The sequence below is a fragment of the Collinsella sp. BA40 genome, from assembly GCF_008014645.1.
GTDB lineage: Bacteria > Actinomycetota > Coriobacteriia > Coriobacteriales > Coriobacteriaceae > Collinsella.
In genome coordinates, this window is sequence record NZ_VOWY01000011.1 from 23,940 (window position 1) to 44,738 (window position 20,799).

Genomic DNA, 20,799 nt, shown 5'->3' on the forward strand with positions numbered 1-20,799 from the left:
GCGATGGCGCCATTCGCATGCGCCCGCGCGTTCGCCCGCGCTGCTCGGAACGGGCGGCATCGCTATGCTTCGGCGCCCGGTCCGAGCTCGGTTTCGAGCAGTTCGATGAAGCGCGCCATGGGCGGGGTGATCCATTTTTGCTTGTGATGGATGAGTTGGGTCTCCATGCGAACGGGCTGCAGGTCGGTCTGGATCGCCACGAGCGCGCCGGCGTCGAGGCGCCGCCGGGCCGAAAAGCGCGGAACGAAGGTGGCGCCCACGCCCGCTTCGGCCAGATGGACCAGCGTCTCGGTGTTGCCTGCCTCGACGAGGGGGTCGATGCGCAGGTCGAGCGCGTCGAGGGCGCGATCGAGTTCGAGGCGGTAGCTCTCGCCGTGCTCGGTGAGGACGAAGGGGAGCTGGACGAGCTGCTCGGCGCCCAGGGGGTCGCCCGCGTCCGCCGCGACGTCGCATGCGGCCAGCAGCTGCGGCGCCGCGGCGAAGACGACGGGCTCGGGCCTCAGCGCGTGCGTGACCAGGCCGGGCAGGTGCAGGTGGCGTTCCATGGTGAGAAGCAGGTCGAGGGTGTTGTTGCGCAGGCCCTCCACCATGAGGTCGCGCGGCGCGCTCACGACGACGGCCTGCACGTGCGGGCAGACCTCGTGGTAGCGGATGAGCAGATCGGGCAGGATGGCGGTGGCGATGGACTCCACGGCGCCGATGCGCAGCGTCCCCGTCATATCGTGCGAATCGAGCGGGTCGGCCGCCACCGAGGCCCGAGCCGCCCGCGCGGCGCCCATGAGCTCCTGGGCGTGGAAAGCGAATGCGCGGCCCTGGTCGGTGAGGACGGCGCCGCGGGGCACGCGGTCGAACAGGCGCGCGCCGAGGTCGTGTTCGAGCTGCTTGACCTGCGTGGTCACGGCGGACTGCGAGTAGCCGAGCTTCTCGGCCGCCTTTGAAAACGTGCCGCAGTCGATGATGGCGAGGAAGGTCTCGATCTCGCGTAGCTCCATGCTTCCTCCTTGGGCGCTGTGATGAAATGCCTTCTACCTCTTGGTATAAACAAAATCGAACGATGCTTCGAATAGTTTCATTTTACATATGCATCGCGTGTTGCGACGATGGGCCTCGCTGTGAATATCGCTTCCGGCGCGTCTCGCCCGCCCGGCGCGGAGCGTTATGCGCCTTCGACGCCGCCAACCAAGAAAACGAGGAATGCCATGTACGCTAAGGGAACGGCCCAGGAGGCCGATGTCGAGCTCGCCGCCGTGCGCTTCGTGTGCGAGCTGTTCTCGCGCAACCGCCATCTGTCCGAGGGGCCGGTGAGCTGCGAGGCATCGCCCGAGCAGCTGCGGGCCATTGCCGAGCGCGGCATTCCCGCGCAGGGCCGGCCGCTCGACGAGGTGGTCGAGGAGATGCAGCGCGACATCATCGGCTACGGCTACAACATCGACCATGCGCGCTTCATGGGCTTCGTTCCCGGCCCGGTGAACGCCCTGTCGTGGCTGGGCGACATGATGGCCTCCGGCTACAACCGCCATGCGGGCAGCTTTGCCAACTATCCGGCGGGCTGCGTGGCCGAGCACGAGCTGCTGCGCTGGTTCTGCGACAAGGCCGGTTTTCCCGAGGGCGCCGGCGGCGTCTTCGTCTCGGGCGGATCGATGGCCAATATGACGGCGCTCGTCGCCGCGCGCGACGCCAAGCTCGCCGAGGACGAATGGTGCCGTGGCGTGGCCTACGTGTCCGAGCAGACGCATAGCTCGGTGGCGAAGGGCCTGCATATGATCGGCATCGCGCCGTCGCGCATCCGGGTGATCCCCTGCCACGACGAAGACTTCACCATGGATCTGGGCGCTCTCGAGCGCGCGATCGTGCAGGACCGCGACGCCGGCCTCAAGCCGTTCGCGATCATCGCCACCGCCGGCAGCACCAACACCGGCGCGGTGGGGCCGCTGCCGCAGATCGCCGACATCGCCCGGGCATACGACCTGTGGATGCACGTCGACGGCGCTATCGGCGCGTCGGTGCTGCTCACGCGCTACCGCGACATGCTGCGCGGCGTGGAGCGCGCCGACTCGCTGAGCTGGGACGCACATAAATGGCTCTTCCAGACCTATTCGTGCGGCATGGTGCTCGTGCGCGACGAGCGCACGCTGCTGCGCAGCTTCAACGCGCATCCCGAGTACCTCAAGGACCTGGAGGAGTCGGCGCAGATCACCAATCCCTGGGACCTGGGTCCCGAGCTCACGCGCCCCGCGCGCGGCCTCAAGCTGTGGTTCACGCTGCAGGTCATGGGGTCCGATGCGCTCTCGGCTGCCGTCGAGCACGGTTTCGACCTGGCGCGCTGGGCGCAAGACGAGTTGGAGCGCGACGAGCGCGTGCAGATCGTGTCGCCGGCGCAGATGGCCATGATCAACTTCCGCTATGCGCCCGCGGGCTTGGGCGAGGAGGAGCTCGACCGGCTGAACGCCCGCATCTCGCGCCGCATGGTGGCGAGCGGGTTCGCCGGCGTCTTCACCACCGAGCTGCGCGGGATGAAGGTGCTGCGCATCTGCTGCATCCATCCCGAGACCACCGAGGACGACATGCGCGAGACGGTGCGCCGCCTGGGCGTCCTGTGCGACGAGGAGCTCGCTGCCATGCGCGATGCCTAGGCAGGCGCCGCCTGGGCGCGCGGTGCTGCTTCCAGCGCCGGCGCGGCGCCGGGAGACCGTTCGTCTGCGCTGCGGCCTCTCTCGTGCGCGATGCCGTGCGAACGGGGCGCGCCGCGGGTACAATCGTCTTCGCACGAAATGAAAGCGACCAAGAGGAGACGCACGCCCTATGTCCACCATGCAGAAACTGCTCAAGATAACCAGCCTGGTCATGCTCGCTCTGGGCGGCTTGTTCATTCCCTTCACCGTGATGAACTTCATCAATGCCGACACGCTGGCGGGTATCCTCATCGCCGTGCTGACGGCGCTCATGACCCTGTTCGACCTGCTGCTGGGCTTTCTGGGCTCCACCGCGGCCAACGTGCCGTCGCGCGTGACGGGCATCCTGCCCATCGTCGTGATCGCGCTCATCGTGAACGCGGCGTCGGTGTTCTACATCATGTTCATGCAGGGGCTGTGGATGCCCGTGGTGGCCAACGCCGTGGTGGGCGTGGTGTTCTCGTTTGCAGCCCATAAGGTGAACAAGCAGGTCATGCTGTAGGTTCGCAGGCAGTGGCGGCGTTTGCGCCGCATGTGCGTCCGGCCCCGCCCCATCGGTGTTACCCGATGCGGCGGGGCCGCCGCGTTCGCGTGGTAGAATCGCTGCACGAGGTCGCTTGCGCAACGGCGGGCGACTGCGTGACCATACGAGGAAAGGGGCGATGATGTCCGTCCTGTTTATCGAATACCCCAAGTGCACCACGTGCAAGCGCGCCAAGAAGTGGCTCGACGAGCACGGCGTGGCCTATACCGACCGCCACATCGTGGAGGACAATCCCACGGCCGCCGAGCTGAAGGCCTGGCACGAGCGCTCGGGGCTGCCGCTGCGCCGCTTCTTCAACACGAGCGGCATGAAGTATCGCGAGCTGGGCATCAAGGCCAAGCTCGACGCCGGCATGTCCGATGACGAGGCGTTCGACCTGCTGGCCACCGACGGCATGCTGGTCAAGCGCCCGCTGGTGGTGGGCGACGATTTCGTCCTGGTGGGCTTTAAGGAGCCCGCATGGGAAGAGGCCCTGCTGTAAGCGATGGTGCGCGCCCGCAGCCCGCTCCGCCCGAGTGGCGGCCGCGCTGCGGGCGTTTTTTAGTGAAAAGGGGACGAGATGGATGCGGATGATCTGCGCGCGCTCACGGCGCGTGTGGCGAACGGCTCGATGTCGCCCGACGAGCTGGTCGAGCGGGTGCACCTGGACGCGGTGGCCGACCTGGGGTTCGCGTCGGTCGATTGCGCCCGGGGCGCGCGGACCGGCGTATCCGAGGTGGTGTACGGCGCCGGAAAGACCGCCGAGCAGATAGCCGCCATCGTGGAGGCCCTGCGCGGCCGCGGGCAGGAGCGCGTGCTGGTCACGCGGGTGGATGCGCCGAAGGCGCGCCGCCTCGCCGACCTGGGGTGCGCGTGCGCGTATCACGATGAGGCGGCCGCGGTCGTGGCGGGCGAGCTGCCCGATCCCACGGGCAACGGCGAGATCTTGGTGGTCACGGCGGGGACGAGCGATGGCCGCGTGGCGCAGGAGGCCGCGCTCACGGCGCGCTTCCTGGGTAACCGCGTGCGCGTCCTGCAGGACGTGGGCGTGGCGGGCATCCATCGGCTGCTCGCGCATGTCGAGGATATCGCCCGCGCCCAGGTGGTCATCGCGATCGCCGGTATGGAGGGCGCGCTGCCCAGCGTGGTGGGCGGGCTGGCCTCGTGCCCGGTCATCGCGGTTCCCACGAGCGTGGGGTACGGAGCCAACCTGGGCGGTCTTACGGCGCTACTCGCGATGGTGAACAGCTGCGCGAGCGGGGTGTCGGTCGTCAACATCGATAACGGATTCGGCGCTGCCTACCAGGCGTCGCTGATCAACCATCTGCCGGGCCGCGCGTTCGGCTGCTATACGAGGGAGGGGTAGCCATGGCTGTGCACGGTGCGCCGCGGACGCTCTATCTGGATTGTCCGTTCGGCATCGCGGGGGACATGCTGGTGGGCGCGTTGCTCGACCTGGGCGGTGCCGAGGCGGAGGCGGCCGTGCGCGCGGCGGTTGGCGCCTTGCCGGTGGGGGGCTTCTCCATCGAGGTGGCGCGCGTGGAGAAGGCGGGGCTCTCCTGCTGCGATTTCGACGTGGTGCTCGACGCGGCCCATGATGGGCGCGACCACGATATGGCCTACCTGCACGGGGGCCGCGTCGGCGCAGGCGGCCCACGCGGGCACGAGGGCCATGGGCGCGGACCGCACGGGCATGGACCGCACGGGCATGGACCGCACGAGCATGGGGCGCACGAGCATGGGGCGCACGAGCATGGGGCGCACGAGCACGATGCGCATGGGCATGAGCATCGCTCGCTCGCCGACATCCGGGAGCTGCTCGACGCCGCCCCGCTTGCGCCCGGCGCTCGCGACCTCGCCCGCCGCGCATTCGAGATCCTTGCCCGAGCCGAGGCCCGCGCTCACGGCGTGGCGGTGGAGGACGTTCATTTTCACGAGGTGGGGGCCGTCGACTCCATCGTGGACATCGTGGCGGCATCCGTGCTCCTCGACCACCTGGGCATCGAGCGCGCGGTCGTGCCGGTGCTGCGCGACGGCCATGGCACGATCCGCTGCCAGCACGGGGTGATCCCCGTGCCCGTGCCGGCTACGGTGAACATCTGCGCGGCGCACGGGCTGCCCTTGGCGCCCGCAGGCGTGGAGGGGGAGCTCGTCACGCCCACCGGCGCCGCCCTGGTGGCGGCGCTCGGCCCATCCTTCGAGCTCCCCGCGCGCTACACGGTCGCGCGATGCGGCCTGGGCGCCGGTAAGCGCTGCTACGAGGTGCCGTCGTTCGTCCGCGCCCTCCTCATCCGCGAGGAGGCGCCCGCATCCGCCTGCGACGGGTCGGCGGTGAAGCTCGAGTGCGATATCGACGATGCCTCGGGCGAGCAGCTTGCGTACGCCGCCGAACGCCTGCGCGCCGCGGGCGCCTGGGAGGTGCACTGGCTGCCCGTCTTCACCAAGAAGGGTCGCCCCGCCTACCAGCTGCAGGTGATCTGCGCGGTGGATGCGGCGTCCGATCTCGAGCGCGTCGTCTTGCGCGAGACCACCACCATCGGCGTGCGCCGCCAGGTGGTCGAGCGCACCGTGTTGCCGCGCTGCGCCGAGCAGGTCGAAACCGCCTGGGGGCCGGTCGCGGTGAAGCGCGTCGAGCTGCCCGACGGCTCGTGGCGCGCCACGCCCGAGTACGAGGACGTGGCCGCCGTCGCACGGCGCGAGGGGTTGCCGTACGGCGTCGTCGACCAGGCCGTGCGGGCGCGCATCGATGCCGGCGGCCCCGCGGTACAATAAGCGCACGCGCGCATCGTCCGCGATGGACGTTGGCGCGCCCGGGCTCTTTGCTACGGAAAGGAATCCCATGAAGGTGCTCATCGCTTCCGATATCCACGGGTCGGCCTACTGGGCCGATCGCCTTATGGCCGCTATCGAGCGCGAGGATCCCCATAAGGTCGTCCTGCTGGGCGACTTGCTCTATCACGGTCCGCGCAACGACCTGCCGCGCGACTACGCACCCAAGCACGTTATCGGCTTGCTCAACGACCTGACCGCCACCGGCCGCGTCCTGGCCGTGCGGGGCAACTGCGAGGCCGAGGTGGACCAGATGGTCCTCGATTTCCCCTGCATGGCCGACAGCGCGCAGCTCGTCGACGAGGCGGGTCGCACGCTCTTCTTCACGCACGGCCACGTGTTCGGCGCCGGCTTGCACAACAGCGTGGACCGCGTGCCCGCGCTGCCGGATGGCTCGGCGCTCGTATTCGGCCACACGCATATCAAGGTGAACGAGGCCTGCGCGCAGCGCGAGGGGCTTTGGCTCTTCAACCCGGGCAGCGTCTCCATTCCCAAGGATGGGACGCACAGCTACGGCATCTACGAGGATGGCGCGTTTCGCCACGTGGTCCTGGAGGAGGAGTAGCCCATGGGAGAGTGGAAAGCGGTGGCGGGCGGCAGCCTTGCCGGCTTGGTGCGCGATACGGCCACGCTCGCGGATGCGCGCGAGGCGATGCAGGGGCTCGTCGAGACCATCTGGCGCCTGCGCCAGCCCGACGGCTGCCCATGGGACCGCGAGCAGACGCATGCGTCCATCGCCAAGAACATGATCGAGGAGGCCTACGAGGCCGTCGATTGTATAGAGGCGGATGATATCGTGCACCTGCGCGAGGAACTCGGCGACGTGCTCATGCAGGTGGTGCTGCACGCGCAGATCGCGGCCGATGCGGGCGCGTTCACGCTGGAGGATGTCGCCAACGATATCAACGAGAAGCTTATCCGCCGCCACCCGCATGTGTTCGGCGAGGCGGCGGCCGACGGCGCCGACGAGGTGCTGGCGTTGTGGGATTCGGTGAAGGTTGCCGAAAAGGCCGTGAAGGACGAGCGGGCCGCCAGCGCGGGGGAGCGCCCCGAAGGCCTACTCGACGGCGTCCCGCGCGCCCTGCCCGCGCTCATGCAGGCGCAGAAGGTGTCGCGCAAGGCCGCGGCGCTCGGCTTCGAATGGGAGTCCGTCGACGCCGTGTGGGAGAAGGTCGCCGAGGAGCGCGCCGAGTACGAGCGCGAGGAGCCGGGCGGCGCGGCGCGCGAGATGGAGTTCGGCGACATGCTGTTCGCGCTGGTGAACGTGGCGCGCAAGGATGGAATAGACGCCGAGAGCGCCCTGCGGGCGAGCACGGCGAAGTTTCGCGCGCGCTGGGCGGCCATGGAGGAAGCGGCCTTCGAGCAGGGCGTCGCGCTCGAGAGCCTCTCGACCGACGAGCTCGACGACCTGTGGGACCGCGCTAAAGTGCGCGAGGTATAGGCGCGGGGCCAAGGCGGCCGCGCCCAGAGGGAAAACGGGACGGCCCGGGCACGATCGCCCGGGCCGTCCCGCGTCCGTTTAGAATGCGATGCCCAGCGCGAAGGTGGTGAACGCCGCGGCCGCGATGGCGCCGACGAACGGCGCGATGCCCGGGACCACCAGGCCGTAGATCCAGTTGTTGCTGGTCTTGGCGGCGATGGGCAGCAGCTGGTAGGCGATGCGGGGGCCAGGTCGCGCGCCTGGTTCATGGCGAAGCCGGTCACGCCGCCCAGCCCCATGCCGACGGCCCACACGAGCAGGCCGACGCCGATGCCCAAGGCGAGCAGGTTGTCGCCCGCCTGCGCGGCGATGCACAGGATGCCCGTGAGGAAGACGAACGTGTCGAACGCCTCTATGAGGAAGTTGCGCACCAGGTTGTACGATTCGGGCGTGGGGTTGGTGGAGAAGATGTTGCGGATCGCAACGGGGTCGACCTCCCCCTCGGATGCTTTGAAGTCGTCGGCGTAGATGAGCCAGGCCATGCAGGCTCCGGCGATTCCGCCGAGCATCTCCGCCAGAGCGTAGGGGGCCACGAACGACCATGGGATGATGCCCACGAGCGCCTGGCAGAGCGCCATGGCGGGGTTCATGCAGACGCCGCCGAATATGAACAGGCAGACGCTGATGCCGAACGACCAGGTGGTGATGGCGAACATATGGCCCGAGTCACGGTACTTGCTGCCCTTGAGGGTGACGTCGCAGTGCACGCCCACGCCGAAGACGATCATGAGCGCGGTTGCGGCGAATTCTGCAAAGAGATGATTGATCATGAGCGATTCCATTTCATGTGAGGGGGATGGTGTCGTGCGGCGCCGTGTCAGCGGGCAACCACGACGCCCAGGCCGTCGGGGATGATGGCGAAGCGGGCGTCGCCGTCCACCAGCGTGCGGGCGAGCGCGACCGCCTCGTCCACCGTATTCGCGGGGGTCATATGCATGGCGCGGATCATGTCGTGGTCGCAGCGGTCGCTTACGAGGATGACCGGGTGGTGGGCGAGGATGCGCGCGAAGATCTGCGCCGTCCACTGATCGGGCAGGGTTTGGTCCGCGGGGCGCTCGATGCAGCTCGCCTCGAAGGCGGCCGGATCGCCCTCGGCGATGTTGCGGAAGAAGCCCTCGCCGCCGTGGCCGTCCTCGCAGGCGGCGATAGCGATGATCACGCCGCCATCGGGCAGCGTCGCCTCGGCGGCCGTCATGCCCTTGACCGCCTGGTAGATGTTTTGGTTGAGCGGGTAGCCGCCGTTGGTGGTGATGGCCACGTTGCAGTCCACGGCCGAAACGCCGGCCAGGTCGCGCACGAAGGAGCAGCCCGCCTGGTGGGCGGCCTGGATGTCGCCGGCGAATGCGCCGATGACCTCGTGGTCGCCGTCGAGCACCACGTTGAGGATGAAGGCCAGGTTCGCCATCCGCGCCGCCGCCATCATGTCGCGGTGCACCGGGTTGCCGTGCAGCACGCCGGCGCGAGCGCGTCCGTCGTGGACGAAGCCGCCGTTGTGGTTGTATGCGATCGTTTTGTACGAGGCGACGCCCGGCAGGACCGATTTGCGCGACCCGGAGAAGCCGGCGAAGAAATGCGGCTCGATGAATCCTTCGGCGATGAGCAGGTCGGCCTGGGCGGCGATGGCGTTGATCTCGCAGTCGCCGCCCGACGGCAGCGTGCCGATGCGCACCATGGCGTCGTCGTCTGTGGCCACGTGCATGACGATCTCTTCTTCGGCCACGATTTCTTCGCCATATTAGTGGAGAAGCTCCTCATGTGTGGAGGAACGGTGCATGCCGGTGGCCACGAGGATGCGAACGCGGGCATCCGGTGCCGCCTCGTGAATGCGCCGCAGCAGAATGGGCATGGTGACCTTCGAGGGGACGGGGCGCGTGTGGTCGGAACTGATGACCACGATGCCGCGTTTGCCCTGCGCGAGCTCTTCGAGTGTTGGAGAGGCGAACGGCGCATCGAGTGCGCTTTCGATGAGTTCTTCCTGCGTACCGTCCCGTTTGTATTCGTTTTGGTGCCCCCGGAGCACGCCGGCTACGTCTTGTTCGGGTAGCCGGACGCGCAGATGCTCCCGCGCGTAGGGCACGTCCAGTTCAAACATACGCGATCCCTGTTCTTCCCTTGCTTGCAATGCGGATATGACGCCTTGCAACTATGGGGACGGGCGGCGGCGCATGAGGTACCTGATGTAGATATCATTTGTTACCGACCGCCGCGCTGGGCTCGCTACAGTTCGAAACCGTGAGGTTTCGAATGAAAGGGGAGGTGAAGCCCATGGCGGAGAGCCATGACTACCTCGTAGATTATTTGAAGGAGAAGGGGTACCCCGAAGTGCGCAAGACGCGCCACGAGTACCTCTCGTATTACGGGCTCGACCAATCCTCGGTGTGCATTCTCGTCTCGGGCGTTGTGAAGGCGAGCGTGACCCTGCGCGAGGGAAACGAGTTCAACATCGTCTACATTCAGGGACCCAGCCCGGTTTCGCTGCTGCGCGACGAGGTGAGCTGCCAGGCGAAGTCGCCCTTCAGCGTGCGCGTCGAGTCGTCCGAGGCCGTTTGCATGATGGTGCCGCGCGTGACGTTCTGGCGGTATGTGAACGAGGATCCCAAGCTGCTCACGTACGTGAAAGACTACTACCGCAACAGCCTCGAGGACTCGCTGCACCGTATGCGCTACCTCACCATGAACGGGAAGATCGGCGCGGTGGGCGGGCTGCTGTTCGACCTGAATAGCCGCTACGGCGTGGCATGCGAGGACGGCTCGATGATCTCGTTGGATGTGACGAACGAGGATATCGCGCAGTTCTGCGGCATCTCGTCGCGCAACAGCGTCAACCGCATCCTGCGCGGTTTTCGGGAGAAGGGGGTCATCTCGACCCAGGGCCACGACGCGCACATCGTGATCCACGACCCGAAGTACCTGGAGCGCTATGTGATGGATTAGCTCCGGCCCGCATGCTGCGCTCGCATGCTGGCGCCTTGCCGGAGCAAAGGAAAAGCGCCGGCCGCCCGAGAGGAAGGGCGGCCGGCGCTTTCGTTCGGGGCGCAGATGGGCCGATTAGTTGTTTCGGGCGGGCTTCAGCAGGAAGAAGGCCAGGACGGCCACGATGGCGCAGGAGAGCGCGACGGCGGGGACGGTCTCCATGCGGATCATGGGGATGCCTACGAGCAGGCCGATGATGTAGGGGACGAGCCACAGCAGCCAGACGATGGTGCTGAAGCGATGGAAGGTCTGCTCCTGGCGGATGGCCTTCTCGTCATGACGACGGCCGCGGACGTAGACGACGGTCGCCCAGCCCGCATGGAAGAGCATGAGCACGATGGCGAGCAAGCCCGTGATGCCGTGGATGGCGGGCGCCGCCTCGCCCGCCGCGCCGCTGCGGGCCATGATGGTCATGACCGTGGTGCCCGTGGTGTCGCAGGCCAGGCCGATCCAGAACAGGGCGAGGTGCTTGCCGGCGAGGTGGCCGGCGCGGCGCTCGGCGAAGACGCCGATGGTGTAGAAGACGAGAGCGGCCGTGATGGCGATGCTGGCGATCATAAGAAGCGGTGACATGGGGGTTCCTTTCTTTGTGCCTCTCGATCCTAACTGTGAACAAGGTTCATCTGAACGCGGTTCATCATAGTGACGGAATATCACCGATGCAACGGCGGGGTTGTATCGTTTGGTATTGGCATGAATTCTTCACAGCGTTGTTCACCTTGGGTAAGGTTATGATGAACCGAGTTCATTTGGGGCCCGAGGGAGGAACATATGGGAAGCAAGCCCGCGATAACACGGGAGGCCATTCTTTCGGTCGCGTACGAGCGCGCGCAGCGGGAGGGGATGGCGTCGTTGGGTATCCGCACGATCGCGAACGAGTGCGGCGTCGCCATCGGCACGATCTACAACTATTTCCCCGATAAGGCGTCGTTGGTGACGGAGGTCGTGGCCCGCTTCTGGCACGCGGCTATCGAGGAGGCCGGCGTGCTCACGCAGGCCGAGGAGCGTTCCGAGGGCTCCGAGGGCACGCTGATGGTGTACTGCCGCTGCCTCGCCCAGGGCCTTACGGAGTCGCTCGACCGTTTTCAGGCGAGCTGGCTGCGCGAGGCGGCGAACCTCGACGCACGCTCGCTGAAGCGTTCGCGCGAGGCCGAGGAGGAGTGCTTCCGCAGCATCTGCGAGGGTATCGCGCGCCATATCGAGGGCGACACGGCGATCCGTGCCCGCGCCCGCGAGGAATTCGAGACCGAGCAGCTGGCGAATTTCATCTGGAAGGGTATGTTCGCCTCCATCAAGATGGGCGATCCGTCCTGCAAGACGCTGTTCACGCTGCTCGAGATGGCGCTGTACGACTAACGTTTCGAAGGGGCGGGCGCCGAAGGACCGGGCCCGCCATCGCCTGCGCCGCCGTGCTTCGGCGCTTCGCGGGCACGATCGCCGCGTATTCGGTCCGCGTGCCCGGTGCGGCGCGGACGGGCCGGCCCTCGGCCCGGCGCAACGACCGCGAAGCCTGCACACTTCCCGGGCGGGTGCATGGTATAACAGGGAGACCATACTTGCGCACAAACACCTCAACCGAACAAGGCGCCATCATGAGAACTTCCACCAACAACAGGGGCGGTTTTTCCGTCTACCAAAGCGCGCGCGATGCAGGGCGCGCCTCGCGTCCCGATGATCGGGAGGCGGACGGCCGCATGCCCCGTTCGGGTGCCGGCTCCACCGCCGTCCCCCGTGGTCCGCGTACGGTGCAGCTCACATCGGCGCGTCGCCCGGTGACGGGCACCCCGTACGCTCGCGATGCATATGATGGCGGTCGCTCGCATCGCGAGGGCGATCATGCGCGCGCTGCCGGTGCCGACCGTGCGGAAGCGGCGGACCGCGCGCCGCGAGGCGCGGCGGGCGCTCGGCGGACGCCGGATCGCGCGGGGGCGGGTCGGTCGCGCGGGGCGTCCCGGTCCGGCCGGCCGGCCGCCGTGCCGATGGCCGAGCGCGTGGCCGCTCGCGCCGCGAGCCGGCGTCGAAGCGAGGCGCAGCGCAACAACCTGATGAAATACGCGGGCGATAACGCGTTCGTCCAGCTGGTCTACGACATCGTCGCCGGGCGGTTTCGCTTCGTCTTCTACGCGGCCGTGGCGGCGGTTATCCTCGTGAGCCTGTACGGGCCGGTGGCCGACCTCTATGCCGCGCATCGCACGAACGCGATCCTGCAGGAGCAGCAGGCCATCGGGCAGCGCTATACCGACGATCTGCAGGGCCAGGTCGACAAGCTGCTGTCCAAAGAGGGCATCGAGAGCGCGGCGCGCGAGCAGGGGATGGCCAAGCCGGGCGAGCAGCCCATCATCATCGAGGGCCTTCCCGACGACGGCGAGGATTCCGGGATTCCCGGGAGCGCGAGCGATGTCGAGCGCGCCCAGCGCGAGGTCCTCGACAAGGCGCTCAACGAGGCGCCTTGGTACTACGAGGTGCTCGATTCGTTGTTCGGTTATACGGGGCCGGTGGGTCAGGTGCCCTCGGCGCCCAGCGAGTAGGGGGCGTGGCTATGATGCGGGGACGCACCATGCGCGTGGCGACGATCGATATCGGAACGGTCTCGTCGCGCTTGCTGCTGGCGACGCTCGAGGACGGGCGCATCGCGTCATCGAGCAAGCGCACGCATATCACCGATCTGGGCGAGGGCGTGGATGCGACGGGACGCCTGCTGGACGAGGCGATCTCGCGCGTTCTTGCCGCTTGCGCCGAGTTCGCCCAGCTCATCAACGAGTTTGATCCGTGCGCCACCGTGCTCACGCTCACAAGCGCCGCGCGCGATGCGAGCAACGGTGCGGTACTGCTCGATGGCTTGAGGGGGCTGGGGTTTTCACCCCAAGTCATTCCCGGCGAGGTCGAGGGCCGTCTTACCTTCCTGGGCGTGGCGCGCGATTTCGAGGGCGAGCGCATCGCGGTTGCCGATTCGGGCGGCGGGTCGACGGAAATCGTCGTTGGCAGCTATGTCGAAGGCGAGGCGCTTGCCGTGGAGGCGCTGCGATCGTTGGATGTGGGATGTCGACGTATAACCGAGCGCTTCGCGCTGGCAGGGCCCGTGGACGAGGCGTGCGTAGAGGAGGCCGCGCGCTGGGCGCGCGGGGAGTTCGATGGCTATTGGGCCTCGCTGCCCGTGCGACCCGACCGTTTGGTCGCCGTGGGCGGAACCGTGACCACGCTGGTGGCGATGGCGCGCCGCATGGCGGCGTACGACTCGTCGCAGGTGCACCTGTCGGTGCTCGCCCTCGACGAAGTCGAGCGCGCGGTCGAGCGCTTGCGCGCGCTGGGCGCCGAGGATATCGCGCGGCTCCCGGGTATCCAGCCCAAGCGCGCTCCGGTGATCCTCGGAGGCGCGCTGGTGGTGCGCGAGCTCATGCGCGCGGGTGGCTACCGCGATCTTACGGTGAGCGAGAACAGCCTTATGGCCGGTATGGCCGCTACCGTGTTCGAGACGGTCGAGGGTGCATCTCCTACAATCGGATGGAGTCCGGCGATATCGCGCTAACAGCGTGCGCGGCGTGGTAGACTCTCTCATCACGGGGGCGTGGCGGAATTGGCATACGCAGGAGACTTAAAATCTTCGGCCGAAAGGATTGTGGGTTCGAGTCCCACCGCCCCTACCATGGAATTTAGGCCCTCCGGCAACGGAGGGCCTTTTCGTTTACGGGCGCCTTGCGGCGGACACGACCCCGGGAGGGCGCGGAGCCGAGCGAAAGGGGAGGCTGTCGGCCTCCTTGCCGTCACCGTTCCGCGTCGAGCCCCCCCGTCGCTCCTCGCCGCCACCGTTCCGCGTCGAGCTCCTCGTCGCTCCTTGCCGCCACCGTTCCGCGTCGAATTCCCCGTCGCTCCTTGCCGTCGCCTTTCCGCGTCGAGCCCCCCGTCGCTCCTTGCCGTCACCTTTCCGCGTCGAGCCCCCGTCGCTCCTTGCCGTCACCTTTCCGCGTCGAATTCCTTGTCAGCGACATTTCCTGACGTAATTATTCGGCGGCAGGGCCCTTGCGTCAGATATTCGCGAGGATGCGGCTGGCGTGCATTATTTCTGACGAGGACAATCGCTGCCCGCGCTTTTCTCTCGCCAGCTAGCAGAATTCGGCCCCCTTGGCGTCAAAAAACCGCGCTCCGCACACCAGGCGTCACGTTTTGACGCGTCCCACGGGTTTCGGCGCGTTTTCCGACGTGAGCGTCCTTGGCGATTTGCTTTACGTCGGGAATCCGCGGGAAATCCGGCTTCCGTGCGCTTTTCGGACGTAAAGGCTTGGTGCTTCGTTTGCTTCGGCACGGCCCCGTGTCGATCCTCGCGCCGGTCGCCTTTCCCGATGCAAGCCCGACCGGCGCCTCATGATACGTTGCAATTGCATGTTTTGTTGTGCTTTCGTTGGCGTTTGTGCATGAAGGCGGTACACTTAGGGGCGCTATAGTGCCATGAAAGGAGACTTCATCCATGAAGAAGATCGTTCTTGCTTGCGGTTCCGGCGTCGCCACCTCCACTGCCGTTGCGAAGAAGGTTGAGGCCCTGCTCGACGCGAACGGCTACGAGGGTGCCTACACCATCGTCCAGTGCGCCATCGCCGAGGCTGCTGCCAACTGCGCCGATGCCGACCTGCTGGTCGCCACCACCGTGGCTCCCGAAGGCATCACCTGCGCCTATGTGAGCGGCGTGCCCTTCCTCACCGGCATGGGCAAGGCCGATGCCGAGAAGCAGATCCTGGACGTCATGGCCCAGTAAGATCGCTGCCGAAATCGATCTGGTGTAAGCCCGGGCCTCTGGCCTGGGCTTTTCTTTGTCACCGCTCCCTCGCGGAACTTTTTCAAAAAAAGTTGGAAATTCTCGCTTGTATCGCGCAGAGTTATTCGATACTATAAGACAGCACGCGGGCGTGGCGGAATTGGCAGACGCGTATGGTTCAGGTCCATATGGGGGCAACCCCGTGAAGGTTCAAGTCCTTTCGCCCGCACCATCAAATGTAAAAGGCTCCTTCGGGAGCCTTTTTGCTATTGAAATCTTATAGTGCCTCCCCTTTGTTGCCCTATACGACCCGCGGAGCGTAGTTTCTCGCGCATGCGTATGGTCCTCTCTTTATGCGTATGCGTTTGTGTCGTTTAACGCCTCCATGGCGGTCCAACTGTATACGCATAATCAATTGGATGGCAAAAGGCATACGCACAACGGGGGTTGTAGGGATAAAAATGTGCTCGGTATCGAAACACGCTTTGAGTCCTATAACCCGGATTGGCCTTTTCGTCCTCGGCGCACGGTGGAATAACCGCTATGGCGCCGGCGAGGATGCCTAGGGTGTGCCCTACTCCTCGCCAGCATTCTTATCCAGGGACTCGGCGGCGGCATCCGAGGGGTCTCCCTTGCCGAACAGCCAGCCGGTAAGCAATCCCACAAGCGGCATCAGCCATTTGGCGAGCATTGGATAGCTCGCCGCAAGCACCAGGAACGCGAGGATGTTACCGCTCAGCAGGACAAAGACCATGGGCAGGCTGAAGATGAAGATCGCGGCGCGACCAGCGGTGCTTTTCCACGTATGGCGCAGGTAGATAACGCCGGAGTGCCAAAGAAACGCGAGCAGGAACATCGCGACGCCCCCGAAGAGCGATAGGCCGATCGCCGCGACCAGACCGTCCGTCTCGATGAACGGTGGGATTGCGTTACCCCAATCGTCGACGCGTTGATCCAAACAAAACGACCAACTCCAAGCGAAGCCCATGACGCCGAACGCGACATCGATGAGGCACCCAATCTTACCGGTGCCGCGCCGCAGCGACCTGCCAAAAGAAACGTCGAACTTCGTCGGTATGCCCATGACCATCCCCCGATCGTATTTCTGCGTGTCGGAACCCTATAGCTGGTGACCCGCTATAGGGACGAGCTGCTTTTCCAGTAGTCTAACCCGGCAGGAGGAAGAGCTGGTGAAAGCCATCGCTGAACTCGTTCTCGTCGAGGACCCAGCTGCCGTCCTCCTTCGCGAGCTTTATGGTGACGAACGCCATGTCCGTCTTTTTGGAAGAGAACGCCTTATCGTAGAACGAGCGCAGCTGCGCTTTTTGCTCATTGCTCAGCGCTCCGTCGTTGGTGTAGACCGATAGGCCGATATCACGTAGGTAGCGCTTGGCCTCATTCTCGAAATCGAAGTACATCTCGTAGATGCCGAGCACCTGGGCGTCGATGCGGACCGTTGCATACGGATTGTCGGAATCAGAGAAGGCGGACGCGCTCGAGATGTCAAAGGAAAAGGCTCCGATTGCGAGCTCTGCGATCGGCTGCACATCGATGCCGAGTTCTTCGGGCGTTCGGGAAAAGTCGTCAAGGACGCTCTTTTCCATCCAGCTCGTGATGCGTTGGACGGCGTCGCTGTGCTGCGGGGAGTCAGGCGTCGTGATGTCGGAAAGCCGGTCCTCGACGAGGGTGCGGCATATCTCGGCATCCTCGCTGTGGAGTGGATCGGTGGGCACGTATTCGTCGCTTGGGGGCTCAGCGGAGGTGGAGCTGAAGAACGATTCATATATGATGCTTCCGGCCTTGAAGGCTATGAGCATGAGCATGAAGATGAGCAGGGACTGGATGGTTAGTCGTTTCACGGTTGCTCCAGGGGGTGGGGTGCTGGGGTTGCTTGCCGGTGTGCTGCCTGAAGGCGCCTCTTTGGGGTGGCGCTAGGCGGGCATGCCGAAGGCGTAGTCGCAGTAGCGCTCGAAGTCGTCCTCATCGACCCTCCAGGTTCCATCCTGGAGGGTGAGCCTCACGCACATCGTCGACTCGCGCGACCCCGTCTCGACCATCGCTGCCTGCAGGATGCCGGCGATATCGGTTTTCTGGGCATCGTCGAGCTCCTTGCCCTGCTTGATGTCGAGAAGGTAAAGCTCCTGATCGCGCAGGTAATCGTATAGATTGCTTTGGAACTCGAAGTACATGGTCATCATCGAGCATGACTCGATATCGAAGTAGACGGAGGCATGCGGATCTTCGGCTTCTGGGAACGCGTTCGTGGAGCTCTCCTCGTAGACGAGCGAGCTTATGACCCATTCGGCGACGATTGAGGGGTCGGTTCCCAGCTCGTCGGGTGTGCGGCCGAAGTCCGTCTCGACGCGCTGGGCGAAGGCCGCCGCGATGCGGCCCGCCTCCGCGTCGTGCTCGGGGGAGCCCGGGAGCATGAGGTGCTCCAAGCGGGTGCTGGCGAGCTCGAGACTCTGGGCTTCGGGGGAGTTCTCGTCTTCTTCGAAGGCGGGTATGTCGTATGCGGGGACGTCGTAGGGATCCTCGGGCGTGCTGGGCGCGAAGGCGCCCGCCACGCAGCTCACGATGCCGCCGCCGATGGACAAGAGGAGGGAGAGCAGCCAGATGCCCAAAAACACTTTGAAGATGCGGCCCGCGGTCCTGCCGGCGGACGTGCCGCGTGCCTGCTGCACGCGGTCGCGGCGGGAGGTCTCGCGCTCCTGCGCCGCCGTCGAGCGCTTGCGTGCTCGTCCCTTCGTCCGCTCGCTGCCCGATTCTCCCCGGGAGGTGGTCCCGGATTCGTCGGCGTCCCAGGGCCCCTTCGCTTCTCCGGCGTCGCGGCGTGATTCCTCATGAGGTTCGTCTGCGACGTCGTAGGCCTCGGAGTCGGGGTCTTGCCAGGGGAGCGTGGGCTCGCCCGCGTTGAACGGGTCGGTGTTGGAGTCGCGCTTGGACATGGTGCCTCCCCGGCCGGAAATATGGATGGGCACAGTATAGCGTGGTGGCTTCGGCGGGGTTCCAAGCTTCGGCAGACGTTCCTTGTTGGTCTGCCTGCGCGGTTCGTGCGAAGTAACCGTGCCCCCTGGGGCCGTCGGCCGCCCGGCGCTTCCCGTCGTACCCCTTTCCTCGTAAAAAGGGCGTAATCGGGCGAAGCCCGTGCATGTAAACGACCGCGCTTGGGTAGCGTATGGGCATATGTGACCCTCGACCGCACCGCTATGAAAAGGAGCACCGCATGATCGCATCCCCTTTGAGCGTCGCCGATCCCGCCGTCGCAACGGCCGTTGCCGATGAGCTCGTCCGCCAACGGCAAACCATCGAACTCATCGCGTCCGAGAACTTCACCAGCCCCGCCGTCATCGAGGCCGTGGGCAGCGTCCTTACCAACAAATACGCCGAAGGCTATCCGCGCCACCGTTACTACGGAGGTTGCGAGCGCGTCGACGTGGCAGAGGACCTCGCGCGCGACCGCGCATGCGAGCTCTTTGGCTGCAGATTTGCCAACGTCCAGCCCCACTGCGGCGCCAACGCCAACCTCGCCGCCTACGCCGCGCTCGTCGAGCCCGGCGACACCATCTTGGGTATGAGCCTGGACCAGGGCGGCCACCTCACGCATGGCAGCCCGGTCAATTTCTCCGGCAAGCTGTATAACTTCGTGCCCTACGGCCTCGACCTCGCCACCGAGACCATCGACTACGACGAGCTCGAGCGCCTGGCGCGCGAGCACCGGCCCAAGCTCATCGTGGGCGGCGCGTCGGCCTATCCGCGCACCATCGACTTCGAGCGCATGGCCGCCGTCGCGCACGAGGTGGGGGCGCGCTTCATGGTCGACATGGCGCACATCGCCGGCCTCGTCGCCACGGGCGCGCATCCCTCGCCGGTGCCGTACGCCGATGTCGTCACCTCCACGAGCCACAAGACCCTGCGCGGTCCGCGCGGCGGGTTCATTCTCACCAACGACGAGGACCTCGCGCGCAAGATCGACAAGGCCGTGTTCCCGGGCACCCAGGGCGGCCCGCTCATGCACGTCATCGCGGGCAAGGCCGTGGCGTTCGGCGAGGCCCTGCAGCCGGCGTTTGCCGAGTATATCGACCGCGTGGTGGAAAACGCCGCGGCGCTGGGCGAGGGCCTGGTCGCCGGCGGTCTGCGCCTCGTGTCGGGCGGCACCGACAACCACCTGTGCCTGGTCGATCTTACGCCAGCCGACGTCACCGGTAGGGACGCCGAGCGCTTCCTCGACGAGGCGGGCCTCACGGTCAACAAGAACTCGATACCCGGCGAGCCGCGTTCTCCGTTCGTGACCAGCGGTATCCGCGTGGGCTCGGCCGCGGGCACCACGCGCGGCTTCACAGCCGACGAGTTCCGCGAGATGGGCGGTCTTATCGCGCGCGTCGTGTTCGCGCGAGGCGATGCCGCCGAGGTGGCCCGCGCCCGCGCCCGCGTCGACGAGCTTCTGGCAGCCCACCCGCTCTATCCCGAGCTGGGCTAGGGGCGCGGCAGAGGACGCGCGCGGGGCCGCGACGACTTGTCGAGGCGCGCTCGTCCGCGGTCGGGTCCGCGGGCTGCGATGGCGACCTCGCATCGCGCCGCCGGACCCGCGCGTCCGTTCATCCGCCTATACTGGTGGCTCGTACAACTCACACGTAGGAAACGGGAGGCAGCATGCTCTCAGTGGAAACGGCCAAGATCGGCTTCATCGGTTTCGGCAACATGGCGTCCGCGATGGCGGACGGCTGGATCGCATCGGGCCGCGTGCCCGCGGGCAACCTGTATGCGTGCGCCAGCCGCTTCGACACGTTGCAGGCTCGCTGCGAGGCGCGCGGCATGCGCGCACTCGAGACGGCGCGCGAGCTGGTCGAGGCGGTCGACGTCGTCGTGGTCGCCATCAAGCCGTATCTTATCGAGGAGGTCCTCTCTCCGTTGGCGGACGTTCTGGCCAACCGCGCCGTCCTCTCGGTCGCCGCGGGCTGGAACTGCGAGCGCTACGGCGCGCTGCTTCCGGGCGTCGGCACGCTGTCCACGATCCCCAACACGCCGGTTTCCATCAACGAGGGCGTTATAGCGTGCGAACGCACCACCACGCTCGACGAGGACGGCGCCGCTCTCGTTCGCGGGCTCCTCGGGCTGCTGGGTTCGGTGGTCGAAGTCGAGAGCCGCCTGCTCTCCGTCGCGGGTACCGTGGGCGGCTGCTCCCCGGCCTTCATCGCCATGGTGATCGAGGCCCTGGCCGATGCCGCCGTCAAGCACGGCATCCCGCGAGCCACGGCGTACACGATGGTGAGCCAGATGGTGGCCGGCACAGCGAAGCTGCAGCTCGCAACCGGTGCGCACCCCGGCGCTATGAAAGATGCCGTCTGCTCGCCCGGCGGCACCACCATCCGCGGCGTGGCGGAGCTCGAGGCCGCGGGCATGCGTTCGGCGTTCATCCGCGCGATCGACGCGATCGAGGGCTAGGAATCGCCCCGTTCGTTCGCCGGATACGGAAAAGCGCCCCTTCTCGCCTGCGGCTGCAGCGAGAAGGGGCGCTTCGCGTAAGGCGTGGGAGCGTGCGATGAGCCTGGGGCGGGCTGTGGCGCGCAGCCGG

At 66.4% G+C, this 20,799-nt stretch carries 20 protein-coding genes, 2 tRNA genes and 2 pseudogenes; 16 read left to right on the forward strand and 8 right to left on the reverse strand.

The window, feature by feature from the left end; translation table 11 throughout:
- Positions 1–62: 62 nt before the first annotated feature.
- Complete coding sequence (locus tag E4J93_RS05255) at positions 63–992, reverse strand: LysR family transcriptional regulator (protein WP_147588426.1); 930 nt, start codon at positions 990–992, stop codon at positions 63–65.
- 207 nt (positions 993–1,199) lie between these two features.
- Between E4J93_RS05255 and E4J93_RS05260 the strand changes: the two genes are divergently transcribed.
- The 7 genes from E4J93_RS05260 (at position 1,200) to mazG (ending at position 7,465) form a co-directional block, all read left to right on the forward strand.
- On the forward strand, positions 1,200–2,633 hold the full coding sequence (locus E4J93_RS05260) for an aminotransferase class I/II-fold pyridoxal phosphate-dependent enzyme (protein WP_147588427.1): 1,434 nt from the start codon (positions 1,200–1,202) through the stop codon (positions 2,631–2,633).
- A 169-nt stretch (positions 2,634–2,802) separates the two neighbouring features.
- The gene (locus E4J93_RS05265) at positions 2,803–3,174 is read left to right on the forward strand and encodes a hypothetical protein (RefSeq protein WP_147588428.1); all 372 of its coding nucleotides are present in this window, start codon (positions 2,803–2,805) and stop codon (positions 3,172–3,174) included.
- A 163-nt stretch (positions 3,175–3,337) separates the two neighbouring features.
- On the forward strand, positions 3,338–3,697 hold the full coding sequence (locus E4J93_RS05270) for an arsenate reductase family protein (RefSeq protein WP_187231618.1): 360 nt from the start codon (positions 3,338–3,340) through the stop codon (positions 3,695–3,697).
- A gap of 78 nt (positions 3,698–3,775) precedes the next feature.
- Positions 3,776–4,561: a nickel pincer cofactor biosynthesis protein LarB gene (gene larB, locus E4J93_RS05275; protein ID WP_147588430.1), complete on the forward strand. Its 786-nt coding sequence runs from the start codon at positions 3,776–3,778 to the stop codon at positions 4,559–4,561.
- A 2-nt stretch (positions 4,562–4,563) separates the two neighbouring features.
- Positions 4,564–5,967: a LarC family nickel insertion protein gene (locus E4J93_RS05280; RefSeq protein ID WP_147588431.1), complete on the forward strand. Its 1,404-nt coding sequence runs from the start codon at positions 4,564–4,566 to the stop codon at positions 5,965–5,967.
- Positions 5,968–6,034: 67 nt separating this feature from the next.
- Entirely contained in the window at positions 6,035–6,589 is a 555-nt protein-coding gene (gene yfcE, locus E4J93_RS05285) for a phosphodiesterase (protein WP_147588432.1), read from the forward strand.
- 3 nt (positions 6,590–6,592) lie between these two features.
- Entirely contained in the window at positions 6,593–7,465 is an 873-nt protein-coding gene (mazG, locus tag E4J93_RS05290) for a nucleoside triphosphate pyrophosphohydrolase (protein WP_147588433.1), read from the forward strand.
- A 78-nt stretch (positions 7,466–7,543) separates the two neighbouring features.
- Here the strand turns inward: mazG and E4J93_RS08285 are convergent, their stop codons facing one another.
- The 3 genes and pseudogenes from E4J93_RS08285 to larA form a co-directional block, all read right to left on the reverse strand.
- Positions 7,544–7,756, reverse strand: a complete 213-nt coding sequence (locus tag E4J93_RS08285) for a hypothetical protein (protein ID WP_255431928.1) — start codon at positions 7,754–7,756, stop codon at positions 7,544–7,546.
- Positions 7,744–8,286, reverse strand: a pseudogene (locus tag E4J93_RS05295) (MIP/aquaporin family protein); the annotation flags it as partial. The pseudogene E4J93_RS05295 and the gene E4J93_RS08285, both read right to left, overlap by 13 nt.
- A 35-nt stretch (positions 8,287–8,321) precedes the next feature.
- Positions 8,322–9,596: pseudogene (gene larA, locus E4J93_RS05300) on the reverse strand (nickel-dependent lactate racemase).
- Between the two features lie 173 nt (positions 9,597–9,769).
- Here larA and E4J93_RS05305 point away from each other — a divergent pair.
- The gene (locus E4J93_RS05305) at positions 9,770–10,438 is read left to right on the forward strand and encodes a Crp/Fnr family transcriptional regulator (protein WP_147588434.1); all 669 of its coding nucleotides are present in this window, start codon (positions 9,770–9,772) and stop codon (positions 10,436–10,438) included.
- A gap of 114 nt (positions 10,439–10,552) precedes the next feature.
- Here E4J93_RS05305 and E4J93_RS05310 read toward each other — a convergent pair whose 3' ends face one another.
- Entirely contained in the window at positions 10,553–11,050 is a 498-nt protein-coding gene (locus E4J93_RS05310) for an HsmA family protein (RefSeq protein WP_147588435.1), read from the reverse strand.
- 198 nt (positions 11,051–11,248) lie between these two features.
- On the opposite strand from E4J93_RS05310, the gene E4J93_RS05315 reads away from it, so the two are divergent.
- The 6 genes from E4J93_RS05315 to E4J93_RS05340 all read left to right on the forward strand — a co-directional run bounded on the left by E4J93_RS05315 (position 11,249) and on the right by E4J93_RS05340 (position 15,456).
- The gene (locus E4J93_RS05315; protein ID WP_147588436.1) at positions 11,249–11,833 is read left to right on the forward strand and encodes a TetR/AcrR family transcriptional regulator; all 585 of its coding nucleotides are present in this window, start codon (positions 11,249–11,251) and stop codon (positions 11,831–11,833) included.
- 236 nt (positions 11,834–12,069) lie between these two features.
- A complete protein-coding gene (locus E4J93_RS08290) occupies positions 12,070–13,005 on the forward strand; it encodes a septum formation initiator family protein (RefSeq protein WP_255431929.1) in 936 nt (311 codons plus the stop codon).
- 11 nt (positions 13,006–13,016) lie between these two features.
- Positions 13,017–14,003, forward strand: coding sequence for a hypothetical protein (locus tag E4J93_RS05325; protein ID WP_147588437.1), 987 nt, complete (start codon positions 13,017–13,019; stop codon positions 14,001–14,003).
- A gap of 33 nt (positions 14,004–14,036) precedes the next feature.
- A tRNA-Leu gene (locus E4J93_RS05330) sits at positions 14,037–14,121 on the forward strand.
- Between the two features lie 818 nt (positions 14,122–14,939).
- Positions 14,940–15,224, forward strand: coding sequence for a PTS sugar transporter subunit IIB (locus E4J93_RS05335; RefSeq protein WP_147588438.1), 285 nt, complete (start codon positions 14,940–14,942; stop codon positions 15,222–15,224).
- 145 nt (positions 15,225–15,369) lie between these two features.
- Positions 15,370–15,456: transfer RNA gene (locus tag E4J93_RS05340), tRNA-Leu, on the forward strand.
- 342 nt (positions 15,457–15,798) lie between these two features.
- On the opposite strand, the gene E4J93_RS05345 is transcribed toward E4J93_RS05340, so the two are convergent.
- The 3 genes from E4J93_RS05345 to E4J93_RS05355 form a co-directional block, all read right to left on the reverse strand.
- Complete coding sequence (locus tag E4J93_RS05345) at positions 15,799–16,308, reverse strand: hypothetical protein (RefSeq protein WP_147588439.1); 510 nt, start codon at positions 16,306–16,308, stop codon at positions 15,799–15,801.
- Between the two features lie 82 nt (positions 16,309–16,390).
- The gene (locus E4J93_RS05350) at positions 16,391–17,083 is read right to left on the reverse strand and encodes a hypothetical protein (protein WP_147588440.1); all 693 of its coding nucleotides are present in this window, start codon (positions 17,081–17,083) and stop codon (positions 16,391–16,393) included.
- Between the two features lie 72 nt (positions 17,084–17,155).
- The gene (locus tag E4J93_RS05355; RefSeq protein WP_147588441.1) at positions 17,156–18,172 is read right to left on the reverse strand and encodes a hypothetical protein; all 1,017 of its coding nucleotides are present in this window, start codon (positions 18,170–18,172) and stop codon (positions 17,156–17,158) included.
- A gap of 278 nt (positions 18,173–18,450) precedes the next feature.
- On the opposite strand from E4J93_RS05355, the gene glyA reads away from it, so the two are divergent.
- Together glyA and proC are read left to right on the forward strand one after the other, a co-directional pair.
- Positions 18,451–19,704 carry a serine hydroxymethyltransferase gene (gene glyA / locus E4J93_RS05360; protein ID WP_147588442.1) on the forward strand — a complete coding sequence of 418 codons (1,254 nt, stop codon included), beginning with the start codon at positions 18,451–18,453 and terminating at the stop codon, positions 19,702–19,704.
- A gap of 173 nt (positions 19,705–19,877) precedes the next feature.
- The gene (gene proC, locus E4J93_RS05365; protein WP_147588443.1) at positions 19,878–20,669 is read left to right on the forward strand and encodes a pyrroline-5-carboxylate reductase; all 792 of its coding nucleotides are present in this window, start codon (positions 19,878–19,880) and stop codon (positions 20,667–20,669) included.
- The last annotated feature ends 130 nt before the right edge of the window (positions 20,670–20,799 follow it).

What these genes read in the sequence shown, in the direction of transcription:
- E4J93_RS05255 (WP_147588426.1), bottom strand. Translation starts at nt 992, where the DNA reads ATGGAGCTACGCGAGATCGAGACCTTCCTCGCCATCATCGACTGCGGC.
- E4J93_RS05345 (WP_147588439.1), bottom strand. Translation starts at nt 16,308, where the DNA reads ATGGGCATACCGACGAAGTTCGACGTTTCTTTTGGCAGGTCGCTGCGG.
- E4J93_RS05260 (WP_147588427.1), top strand. Translation starts at nt 1,200, where the DNA reads ATGTACGCTAAGGGAACGGCCCAGGAGGCCGATGTCGAGCTCGCCGCC.
- E4J93_RS05305 (WP_147588434.1), top strand. Translation starts at nt 9,770, where the DNA reads ATGGCGGAGAGCCATGACTACCTCGTAGATTATTTGAAGGAGAAGGGG.
- E4J93_RS08290 (WP_255431929.1), top strand. Translation starts at nt 12,070, where the DNA reads ATGAGAACTTCCACCAACAACAGGGGCGGTTTTTCCGTCTACCAAAGC.
- proC (WP_147588443.1), top strand. Translation starts at nt 19,878, where the DNA reads ATGCTCTCAGTGGAAACGGCCAAGATCGGCTTCATCGGTTTCGGCAAC.
- yfcE (WP_147588432.1), top strand. Translation starts at nt 6,035, where the DNA reads ATGAAGGTGCTCATCGCTTCCGATATCCACGGGTCGGCCTACTGGGCC.
- E4J93_RS05315 (WP_147588436.1), top strand. Translation starts at nt 11,249, where the DNA reads ATGGGAAGCAAGCCCGCGATAACACGGGAGGCCATTCTTTCGGTCGCG.
- E4J93_RS05270 (WP_187231618.1), top strand. Translation starts at nt 3,338, where the DNA reads ATGTCCGTCCTGTTTATCGAATACCCCAAGTGCACCACGTGCAAGCGC.
- E4J93_RS05265 (WP_147588428.1), top strand. Translation starts at nt 2,803, where the DNA reads ATGTCCACCATGCAGAAACTGCTCAAGATAACCAGCCTGGTCATGCTC.
- larB (WP_147588430.1), top strand. Translation starts at nt 3,776, where the DNA reads ATGGATGCGGATGATCTGCGCGCGCTCACGGCGCGTGTGGCGAACGGC.
- E4J93_RS05355 (WP_147588441.1), bottom strand. Translation starts at nt 18,172, where the DNA reads ATGTCCAAGCGCGACTCCAACACCGACCCGTTCAACGCGGGCGAGCCC.
- E4J93_RS05335 (WP_147588438.1), top strand. Translation starts at nt 14,940, where the DNA reads ATGAAGAAGATCGTTCTTGCTTGCGGTTCCGGCGTCGCCACCTCCACT.
- glyA (WP_147588442.1), top strand. Translation starts at nt 18,451, where the DNA reads ATGATCGCATCCCCTTTGAGCGTCGCCGATCCCGCCGTCGCAACGGCC.
- E4J93_RS05280 (WP_147588431.1), top strand. Translation starts at nt 4,564, where the DNA reads ATGGCTGTGCACGGTGCGCCGCGGACGCTCTATCTGGATTGTCCGTTC.
- E4J93_RS05325 (WP_147588437.1), top strand. Translation starts at nt 13,017, where the DNA reads ATGATGCGGGGACGCACCATGCGCGTGGCGACGATCGATATCGGAACG.
- mazG (WP_147588433.1), top strand. Translation starts at nt 6,593, where the DNA reads ATGGGAGAGTGGAAAGCGGTGGCGGGCGGCAGCCTTGCCGGCTTGGTG.
- E4J93_RS05310 (WP_147588435.1), bottom strand. Translation starts at nt 11,050, where the DNA reads ATGTCACCGCTTCTTATGATCGCCAGCATCGCCATCACGGCCGCTCTC.